This window comes from Anoxybacillus thermarum (assembly GCF_000836725.1).
GTDB lineage: Bacteria > Bacillota > Bacilli > Bacillales > Anoxybacillaceae > Anoxybacillus > Anoxybacillus thermarum.
On the sequence record NZ_JXTH01000075.1, the window covers coordinates 1 to 10,234 of the forward strand.

Here is a 10,234-nt window from a genome sequence, read left to right on the forward strand (position 1 = left end):
CTCCAAAAGGGCCGCCAACAAGACAGCGAACACCTTTTGAAGAGTTCTGACTAATTGTTCCTCCAGCTCTTTTAATAAAGGCCATTCTGTGGTAAAATGTTTCATGGACTCTCTCCCTCCTGTTTTATTGATGTTGGTCATCACCATCATAGCAGGGAGAGAGTCCTTTTTGCATGACATTTGCTTTTTTCTACCGCGCTTCGCTTGGTGGCCCCGACGAGCGTCGCGAACAAAAGTTCGCAACCCTCGTCGGGGAATCATTCCTGAATGTCACCCACAAATATTTTACTCACACTAAAAAATTCCTATCGTACACACCGCGGGCCGAACGTTGGCCCTTTTTTTAAAACGTCATGACGTCATATTCGTTTAAATTACATTTCACAGCAATGACTCCGAAACGGCTCGTTTCATAGCAATCAATCCATGCCGCATACAACCGTTCAAGCAATCGTTCATTCGGCCAACTTCCGTGCTTTTTAAAGATGATGGCCACTTGCGGATCGACATGTTTTAAAAAAGAGGTACGTGGATAATCATTGAGGCCGAAATGAGCAATTTTCAATATGTTTACGTCGCTAAGTGGCATCGTCATTAATTTTCGTTCCACGTCATTGTCAGCATGCGCCATATATAAAAGGCGAAGCTGTCCGTATTGAAGCGACATCGTCACATCCCCATGGGCAATATAAAGCGGCTGCATACGAAAATACGGAAACGGCTCATACACTTTTTGTTCTTCCCATTCATTCACAATTTTCGGACCGTACGTTTGTTCAATCCATTCTACATTCCCCACATACTCTTCATCATCGCTCGTGAGAATGAGTTCATCAATTTCAGTAATATGAAAATGTTCAAACCATCTTTTTAGTTCCCGTTCCGTATGTGGGGCACCTGTATTGAACAATATCGTCTTTCCGCTTGCATGTTTAAACAACGTCGCTTCCCCGTTACTGAGGGGCAAAAAAATGATGGCCATTTCTTCTTCTTCAAGCATCATATCAATTTTTTGAATATGCTCTCCTGTCACAGAAAGATGCATTAAACTATTGAGTAGCAAAAATAATAACGCCCACAGCAAAACCGTCCACTCCCTTCATCTACCCCTTTTATTTTTCACCGATGAAGGGAAAATTATAGCCACTCATTTACATGTTGTAAAAGTTCCGCAAGCGGCGCATGATATATACGGATAGGTGGTAAAGATTGCAAAAAATATTTACTGTATGATGCGGTTAATAAACGTTGGTCTAAAACGAAAATGATCCCGCGATCTTCTTTTGTGCGAATTAATCGACCGAATCCTTGTTTAAAGCGCAAAATCGCTTGTGGCAACGATAAATCGTAAAATGGATTGCCTCCTTTTGAACGAATATAGTCGCTTTTGGCCGCCATGACCGGATCGTCTGGTGGAGCAAAAGGTAAACGAACGATAACGACGCATGTTACGCCATCTCCCGGAAGATCTACTCCTTCCCAAAAGCTACTTGTACCAAATAAAATGGCTTGCTCAAACTGTTGAAAATGGCGTGTTAATTTCGCTGCATTGCCTCCGCTCACTCCTTGGGCGAGCAATACAAATGATTGCTCGTCATTGAGCTGCTTAGCAAATGCATACGTTTGTTTCAATAGCTCATACGACGTAAATAATACGAGCATTCGTCCTTTCGTATGTTTAGCGATGCGTATAATTTGTTGCGCGGCTTGCTGAGCGTACTGTTCAACCGTAGCGGAAGGAAACGTTGGCAAATCGGTCGGAACCATAAGCGCTGCTTGTTTTTCATATGAAAATGGCGACGGAATGGTGCGTGTAAACGGATAAAAATCATCGAGACCAAGCCGTGAAATCATAAACGAAAAACGATTGTTTGTCGTTAACGTAGCCGACGTTAAAATGACGCTTCGCTTACGTGAAAATAGTTGATCTGCAAAAAACTGGGCTAAATCAAGCGGCTGTGAAATAACCGTAACCGCATTGACTGCCGCTTTTGTATCTACCTCTAGCCAGCGGACGATGTCGTCATCGTCGCTCGTTAGTAAATGTTGTAACGTATATAAAATGTCTATAAACGTTGTAAAAGGTTTGACATCTTCTTTCGGAACATCACCGATCATATGTGACAGTTGTTGTACATCGCTCATAATACGCATAAGCAATTCCATCGTTCCGCTCCATTCTTTTCCGTACTCTTTCCAAGGAACGAAACGGTAACGTATGCGACCGTCCCCTTTTTGTCGGCGCAATACGTAATGGCGAAGAGATTGAAATAGTTGATTTAGTTCGTATTCTAAATCCCCAAGAAGCGAGCGAAGTGCGCCCATTTGATACATCATGGCAATATCGTTCATCTGCGTCCATAATAGACGAACGTACTCATATGACACGTGCCGTCCGAAAAAATGAGCAGCGACATCTTCTAAATGGTGTGCCTCGTCGATAATAAGCTGTTCGTGTGGCGGCAAAAACTTTTCGTCTGCTGTTAAATCATGCATAACGAACGAGTGATTTGTAATAATCACATGGGCGTGTTTAGCTTTTTCTTTAGCGCGCACAAAAAAATCGTGTTCTTCATTTGTTTCATCGCTATGCACCTCTTCCCAAAATAGCGCGCCCCCTGCAGTTAAGTTTAATTCATCGACATCTCCTGTCTCCGTTTCCGTCAGCCAAACGAGCAATTGACATTTTGTTAAAGCGATATCGTAGTTTGTGTCGACATGTTTTAACGTACGCGCAAATTTTCGCGCACTAATATAGTTTCTTTTTCCTTTTAACATTGCGGTCGTAAATGAAAAAGGAACGAGCTTAGCGACGCGTGGCAATTCTTTTTCAATCATTTGTTTTTGCAACTGGAGCGTATGTGTGCTAATGACGACAGGGCGCTGTTTTGTTACTGCATAAAACGCTGCAGGAAGCAAATAAGCGATCGTTTTTCCAACGCCTGTTCCTGCTTCAATGAGCGCATGTTGACACGTTTGCAACGCTTCGTTTACATCGATCATCATTTGTTGTTGCCCGTCGCGATATTCAAATGGCGCAACAAATGGGTTTGTCGCAAGCCATTGTGAAAAAGACGGAACATGTTTATTCCGTTCTTCATGTTTCGGCAAAAACCATGCTTTTAAAGCGATTCCTTCATACTCAACGACTGATTCATCGAGTTGAACCGTGCGTTCTTTTTTTGCAATAAACTCGTTTAGCAAAGCGGTCAGTTCGCTTTTTAACGGTTGGCTATGCCGACGGAGTTGCTTTAATGTCACAAGCGGTAAACGAGATAGCTTGCGAAGTAAAAAAAGAAGAAGTTGGGCAGTCGCCTCCGCGTCGCAATCGGCTTGATGTGGTCGATCGTGCGCAAACGATAACGATTCAGCCAAATGGCTAAGCTTATAACTTGATTGTGTCGGCATGAGAAAACGTGCGAGCTCTACCGTATCTAAAAGCCGACATGTCGGTGGTTGTACGCCGCTACGAATAAATTCCTCTTGCAAAAACGCCCAATCAAAATGAACGTTATGGGCAACAAAATAAGCTCCTTCCCATTTTTCAACAAGCATCGGTGCAATATGATGAAACGGAGGAGCATCATGCACCATCGTATCATCAATGCCTGTTAACTGTTGAATAAATGGCGGAATGTCCCGCTCAGGCTGAATGAATGTTGAAAAACGTTCGCTAACTTTGCCGCCCTCGATGACGACAAAACCAATTTGAATGATGCGATCTTCTTTTTTCAAGGCATTTCCTGTCGTTTCAATATCGACGACGACAAAGCGGTCATTCATATTTTCCCACCTCACATGTGTATAACAAATAAAAAGAGGCGGCGTGGCTCCCGTTATAAAACGGTCGCCGCCGGCTCTTGAACAATAAGCTCTTTAATGCGATTATGCTCGTCCATAATCGCGATTTTCGGACGGTGTGAAGCTACTTTTTCTTCTGGTACGAGCACATATGAAATGACGATAATGACATCGTCTTTTTGAACGAGACGAGCAGCTGCCCCATTTAAACAAAATACACCGCTCCCTCTTTCTCCTGGGATAATATATGTTTCAAATCGTGCACCGTTGTTGTTATTTACAATTTGCACTTTTTCATTTGGAACCATGCCGACTGCATCTAAAATATCCTCATCAATCGTAATGCTACCAACATAGTTTAAGTTCGCTTCCGTTACGCGAGCACGGTGAATTTTAGCGTTCATTAATGTGCGAAACATGATGTTTCCCCCTTATTGTACGTTCATAACGATATTATCAATCAAACGAGCGTTTGTAAACCGCACAGCAAGCGCAATAATGATATTTCCTTGTAACGTTTGAATTGGCTTTAACTCAGGATACGAATAAATTTCAACGTAATCAATGACACCACTTGTATGTTGTTCGATATGATGTACAATGGCTTGCCGTACCTTTTCTACGTCGCGTTCTCCCGCTTCGATGAATGCTTTTCCTTTTTGTAAAGCAGCATATAATGCAGGAGCTTCTTGTCGCTCACGCTCGCTTAAATACACGTTGCGCGAGCTTTTAGCAAGTCCGTCCTCTTCACGAACCGTCGGAACAGCAATTAACTCAATCGGAAAATGAAAATCTCGAATAAGCCCATCGATCACAGCGACTTGTTGTGCATCTTTCATTCCGAAATATGCGCGATGTGGCATGACGATATGAAATAGTTTCGTCACAACCGTCGCAACACCATCAAAATGACCTGGGCGCGATTTTCCACAAAGCACGTCGACACGCTCATGCACTTTCACCGTCACAGATGGCTCGTTTGGGTACATTTCATCGACGGATGGATAAAAAACAATGTCGACACCCGCCTGTTTAGCCATTTCACAATCGCGTTCAAAATCGCGCGGATAACGATCAAAGTCTTCATTTGGTCCAAATTGGAGCGGATTGACAAAAATGCTTAAAACAACGATGTCATTTTCTTGGCGCGCTCGTTTTAATAATGCGACATGCCCTTCATGTAAATAACCCATCGTCGGTACAAAACCGATTGTTTTTCCTTTTTGTCGTTCAGCAATGATATGCGCTTGCATTTGCTTAATTTTTTCGATGATAACCACCTTATTTCCCTCCATACAATGCGATCCATTGTTGCTCGTTCATCGTAAATGATTGTTCATCGCTCGGGAATTGACGTGTTTTGACGTCAGCCACATACTCGGCAAGCGCTTGTTGCATCGTTTGTTGAACATTCGCATATTGTTTAACAAACTTTGGCACACGGTCTACACCATATCCAAGCACATCGTGATAAACGAGCACTTGTCCGTCAGTACTAACTCCCGCTCCAATGCCAATCGTCGGAATCGTTAGTTGTTTCGTGATCGCCTCTCCAAGTTGTTTCGGCACACATTCTAACACGAGCGCAATCGCTCCTGCTTGCTCACACGCTTTCGCTTCTTCTAAAAGGCGCTTTGCACTTTCAGCATCTTTTCCTTGCACTTTATATCCTCCTAATACGCCGACCGATTGTGGCGTTAAGCCAAGATGGGCAACAACAGGAACACCCATTTCTGTTAAAGCAGAAATCACTTGCAATACGGATCCTGCTCCTTCTACTTTTACAGCATTTGCACCTGATTGTTGCATGATCGCTTTTGCATGTTGCAAAGCGTCGTTCACCGTGCTATAAGACATAAAAGGCATGTCTGTGACGATAAACGTATTCGGTGCACCACGCCGAACAGCTTTCGTATGATGAATCATATCTTCGACTGTTACAGGGATCGTTGAGTCGTATCCTAATACGACCATGCCGAGCGAGTCGCCAACTAAAATCATATCAACACCGGCCGCTTCAGCAAGCTTGGCTGACGGATAATCGTAAGCAGTGAGCATAACGATTGGCTCGTGATTTTTTTTCATGCGAAGAAAATCTAATTTTGTTTTCATATACATCCTCCTCTCATATGCAGAGGAAATGGATAAAAAAGCCTTCTTTCTGCCAAAATCGAGAAAGAAGGACTTTTTGTTTCGCTCCATCCCTCTGTCCCCGTCCGCTTCGCTGGATCAAGGCAGAAATCATGTTACACATATCGTCGTGCGTGGTGCAGTTCTTACAAAGATACTGCCCAATGTCAACCGCTTTCATTTTAACAAATATTTCGAAATTTTCCTACTGTTTTTTTATTTCAATGTCCGCTGAGTAGACGTAGTGGATCCCTCCGTCTTCTGTTTGCACTTTTAATGTCCCGGAATCTGTGATGCCAAGTGCAACACCGCGAATCGCTCCATTTAGCGTACGCGCTACAATTTGTTGACCAATCGTTACGGAATAACCTTCCCATAGCAGTTTAATTGGTAAAAATCCGTGTTGTACATATTGTTCATATAACTGTTCTAATTTTTGCAATAACGTTTGAACAATTTTCGGTCGATGAAACGTTCGTCCTGTTTCAATCGCAAGCGACGTCGCAGTCGAAGCAATATCGCTCGGAAATTGTGTTTGATTGACGTTCATGCCAATGCCGACGATGACCGCCCGCACTTGATCGGGATCCGCTTGCAATTCTGTTAAAATGCCCACAACTTTTTTCCCGTTAATTAATACATCGTTCGGCCATTTAATGTCTGGTACGATGTTTGTTACTTCTTGAATGGCTTGGGCAACCGCCACAGCAACTAAAAGCGTCAGCTGAGGGGCTTGTTGTGGCGGAACGGACGGACGTAAAATGATGCTCATCCAAATGCCTGTTCCTTTCGGTGAATGCCATGACCGGTTTAAACGTCCTCTTCCTGCTGTTTGTTCCTCGGCAATGACAAGCGTTCCTTCTTCGGCACCTTCGTGCGCAAGTTGGTGAGCTAATTGTTGCGTTGACGGCACGCTTTCTTGATCGTATACGTTCCAACCAAAACGTTTCGTTTTTAAACCTAGTTGTAATTCATTCGCGTTTAGTTTGTCAGGCATTTGTTTTAGGCGATAGCCGAGCCGGCGAACCGCTTCAACCTCAAACCCTTCTTTTCTTAATTCTTCAATATGTTTCCAAACTGCTGTTCGTGAGCAACCGAGCTGTTCGCTAATTTTTTGTCCGGATAAAAATGACTCGCCTGCTTCCGTAAATAGTTTCAACAGTTGTTTTCTCGTCTCTGATTGCACACCGCCCACTCCTTTAACTTCTCTTTCTCATTTTCCACTTGACGATGCAGTACGGCACGCTCCATATCTTCAATCATTTCAGCTAACCACGGACCAGATTTTCTTTCAAATAACGCAAGCAAATCGTGACCGTTGATCGCAAGCTCTTTACGGTCACGAATCGGCAACGCTTCCCACTGTTTCATTAACAGAGACACATGCGGTTCGTCACTATAAAGCGCTGCGCGTGTACGCTCGATATGCGGAATGTACGGTCCGTACTTATATAGTGCATCGATTGTCCAATCCTCAAGGAAGCGAATATGTTCGAGCGCTTTTAAACAAATCGAAACGTCGCGAATGAGGTGGTTCGGTAATTTCCATTTTTTCAATTGTTGGTTTTGAAAATGAGCGACAGATGCTAATCGCGCCCACGCTTCAATGCGATGAGCTGGCACAAGTGAAGAAGCACCGAGTTGAGCAAGCTCTCCTTTTTTCGTCGCAAGCTCAGGCAAGTACAAAAATAAATTCGTTTCGATGAAAAGCTCGATCGCTTTAGACATGAACGGACCGAGCAACAACTTTTCGAATTCAACCGCTATGCGCTCAACTGCAATATGTTGCAGTAAATGACCGTATTGCATGATCGCTTGTTTTGTGTTTGGCGATAAAGAAAAGCCAAGCTGACTAACAAATCGAAGCGCGCGCATCATTCGCAACGCATCTTCGTTAAATCGCTCTGCCGCATCGCCAACCGTTTCGATGATGCGTCGTTTTAACGCTTCGATTCCGCCAAACGGATCGATCATCTCGCCGTGTTCATTCATCGCAATGGCGTTCATCGTAAAATCCCGCCGCTGCAAATCTTCATAAAGAGAACGAACAAACGTGACGTCTTTCGGTCTCCGATAATCTTCGTAACGCCCCTCTTTTCGAAATGTCGTCACTTCATATGAAATGCCGTGCTCAATGACCATTACTGTTCCGTGAGCAATACCAACAGGGACGGTTTTCGGGAAGATGGCCATCACTTCTTGCGGGTGAGCGGATGTCGCAATATCAATATCTCCAATTGGTCTTTGCAATATATAGTCACGAACTGCGCCGCCGACAAAATACGCTTCATGCCCGTGACGTTTTAACGTTTCAATGACAGAAAGCGCCTGTCGAAATTGTTCGTTCATCATTCATCCCCTTTAAGTTGAAAATAAATGTGTTCATATTGTGCCACAATTCGTTCGGAATAAAATTTTTCATACACCGTTTCATACGCCTTTTGTCCCATCGTTTCCTGAAGAGCTTCATCCGTCAATAAACGCACGGTGTGATGCGCCGCTTCGTTTATATCACCGAGCGCACATAAAAAGCCGTTTTTTCCATCTTCAATCACTTCTGGAATGCCGCCAATCGCAGTTCCTACACAAGGAACGCGACATGCCATCGCTTCAAGCAAGACGAGACCGAAACTTTCTTTTTCTGACAATAATAATTTTACGTCGCTCATTGAATATAACTCCGCTAAGTTTTCTTGCTTTCCTAAAAAGCGAACGTGGTCGCATAGTTTTAATTCTTTTACAAGGCGACAAACGACCGTCATTTCCGGTCCATCACCAACAAGAAGCAATTTCGCCGGAACTTGTTTAACGACGAGCGCAAACGTACGAACGACATCGCATACCCGCTTCACTTTACGAAAATTCGAAACGTGAATGACGACTTTTTCATGCGGGGCGATGCCGTATTGACGACGAAGTTCATCGTTTCGCTGTTTGCTGTATACACGTTCATCAACGAAGTTGTACACCGTTTGAATAGGCTTTTGTACGTCAAGTAGCTCATACGTTTGAATGGCTAACGCATTCGATACCGCCGTTACAACATCTGATCGTTCGATACCAAATTTAATTAAGTCGCTTAATGACGGGTCGTATCCAAGAACGGTAATATCTGTCCCGTGTAGCGTCGTCACAATTTTTAAATGGTCACCGACCATTTGTTTTGCTAAAAAGGCGCAAAGGGCGTGCGGAACAGCGTAATGTGCATGAATGACATCCAGCTGTTCCCGCTTCGCCACTTCTGCGATTTTACTCGCCAACGCCAAATCGTATGGCGGATATTGAAATACAGAATACTGATTGACTGCCACTTCATGATAATAAATGTTTGGATACACTTTATTTAGCCGAAACGGAATGCTTGAAGAAATAAAATGAATATCATGACCACGTTCGGCAAGCATTTTTCCTAATTCCGTCGCAACGACTCCAGAGCCGCCGACTGACGGATAACAAACAATTCCTATTTTCAGTTTCATCGTTCTTCCCCTAACAAGTCATGTGCAAGTATAAGTGGTTTTTTCGAAATAAATCCTTCCGCAAACGAAACACCGACTTCTTTTCCAAACAATCGCTCGCGGCTTTCAACGGTTTCAATATAGCCGTTTGTTAACGGCGTGTCAACTGAACCGCTCATTCGTTCAAACTGACTTTCATATGCCCGTAAACTCGCCAATTTTTTGTCGATCGTATCGCTAATATCAATAACAAACTGAGGACGATGAAATCCGTTGATCATATAAAAATAAACCGCTTGCACACGATGAGGAGGAAGTTCTCCGTAACGGCGAATAGCGGCTGAAAACACCGCTTCTTCCACTAGCTTCGCACATTGTCCGTGATCGGGATGGCGATCTTCCCAATATGGTGCAAACACGATGCGCGGCCGATACGTACGAATGACAGTCACGATCGGATCAATATGCTCCTTTTGGATCGTTAATCCGCGATCAGGAAGTTTTAGCTGTATGCGCGTGCGAACGCCGAGAATGTCGGCTGCCCGCTGTGTGAGTAAAATATTTGTGGGTGACATTCAGGAATGATTCCCCGACGAGGGTTACGAACTTTTGTTCGCGACGCTCGTCGGGGCCACCAAGCGAAGCGCGGTAGAAAAAAGCAAATGTCATGCAAAAAGGACTCTCTCCCTGCTATGATGGTGATGACCAACATCAATAAAACAGGAGGGAGAGAGTCCATGAAACATTTTACCACAGAATGGCCTTTATTAAAAGAGCTGGAGGAACAATTAGTCAGAACTCTTCAAAAGGTGTTCGCTGTCTTGTTGGCGGCCCTTTTGGAGGAG

At 43.8% G+C, this 10,234-nt stretch carries 10 protein-coding genes; 1 reads left to right on the forward strand and 9 read right to left on the reverse strand.

Annotated elements, in window-relative coordinates:
• Positions 1-343: 343 nt before the first annotated feature.
• The 9 genes from LH47_RS13085 to bshB1 all read right to left on the reverse strand — a co-directional run bounded on the left by LH47_RS13085 (position 344) and on the right by bshB1 (position 9,964).
• A complete protein-coding gene (locus tag LH47_RS13085) occupies positions 344-1,084 on the reverse strand; it encodes a ComEC/Rec2 family competence protein (RefSeq protein WP_043968225.1) in 741 nt (246 codons plus the stop codon).
• A gap of 53 nt (positions 1,085-1,137) precedes the next feature.
• Complete coding sequence (dinG, locus tag LH47_RS13090) at positions 1,138-3,783, reverse strand: ATP-dependent DNA helicase DinG (protein ID WP_043968227.1); 2,646 nt, start codon at positions 3,781-3,783, stop codon at positions 1,138-1,140.
• A 53-nt stretch (positions 3,784-3,836) separates the two neighbouring features.
• A complete protein-coding gene (gene panD, locus LH47_RS13095; protein WP_009373643.1) occupies positions 3,837-4,220 on the reverse strand; it encodes an aspartate 1-decarboxylase in 384 nt (127 codons plus the stop codon).
• Positions 4,221-4,232: 12 nt separating this feature from the next.
• Positions 4,233-5,081 carry a pantoate--beta-alanine ligase gene (gene panC, locus LH47_RS13100; protein WP_043968228.1) on the reverse strand — a complete coding sequence of 283 codons (849 nt, stop codon included), beginning with the start codon at positions 5,079-5,081 and terminating at the stop codon, positions 4,233-4,235.
• A 1-nt stretch (position 5,082) separates the two neighbouring features.
• Positions 5,083-5,913, reverse strand: coding sequence for a 3-methyl-2-oxobutanoate hydroxymethyltransferase (panB, locus tag LH47_RS13105; RefSeq protein WP_043968230.1), 831 nt, complete (start codon positions 5,911-5,913; stop codon positions 5,083-5,085).
• Between the two features lie 223 nt (positions 5,914-6,136).
• Positions 6,137-7,126, reverse strand: coding sequence for a bifunctional biotin--[acetyl-CoA-carboxylase] synthetase/biotin operon repressor (locus LH47_RS13110; RefSeq protein ID WP_043968232.1), 990 nt, complete (start codon positions 7,124-7,126; stop codon positions 6,137-6,139).
• A complete protein-coding gene (locus LH47_RS13115; RefSeq protein ID WP_043968234.1) occupies positions 7,087-8,280 on the reverse strand; it encodes a CCA tRNA nucleotidyltransferase in 1,194 nt (397 codons plus the stop codon). The genes LH47_RS13110 and LH47_RS13115 overlap by 40 nt, the downstream gene beginning before the upstream one ends.
• On the reverse strand, positions 8,280-9,410 hold the full coding sequence (bshA, locus tag LH47_RS13120; protein WP_043968235.1) for an N-acetyl-alpha-D-glucosaminyl L-malate synthase BshA: 1,131 nt from the start codon (positions 9,408-9,410) through the stop codon (positions 8,280-8,282). Before bshA ends, LH47_RS13115 begins: the two co-directional genes overlap by 1 nt.
• On the reverse strand, positions 9,407-9,964 hold the full coding sequence (gene bshB1, locus LH47_RS13125; RefSeq protein ID WP_235341152.1) for a bacillithiol biosynthesis deacetylase BshB1: 558 nt from the start codon (positions 9,962-9,964) through the stop codon (positions 9,407-9,409). The genes bshA and bshB1 overlap by 4 nt, the downstream gene beginning before the upstream one ends.
• Before the next feature lie 162 nt (positions 9,965-10,126).
• Between bshB1 and LH47_RS17235 the strand changes: the two genes are divergently transcribed.
• A partial coding sequence (locus tag LH47_RS17235) for a UPF0236 family transposase-like protein (protein ID WP_407637157.1) occupies positions 10,127-10,234 on the forward strand: 108 nt, incomplete at its 3' end.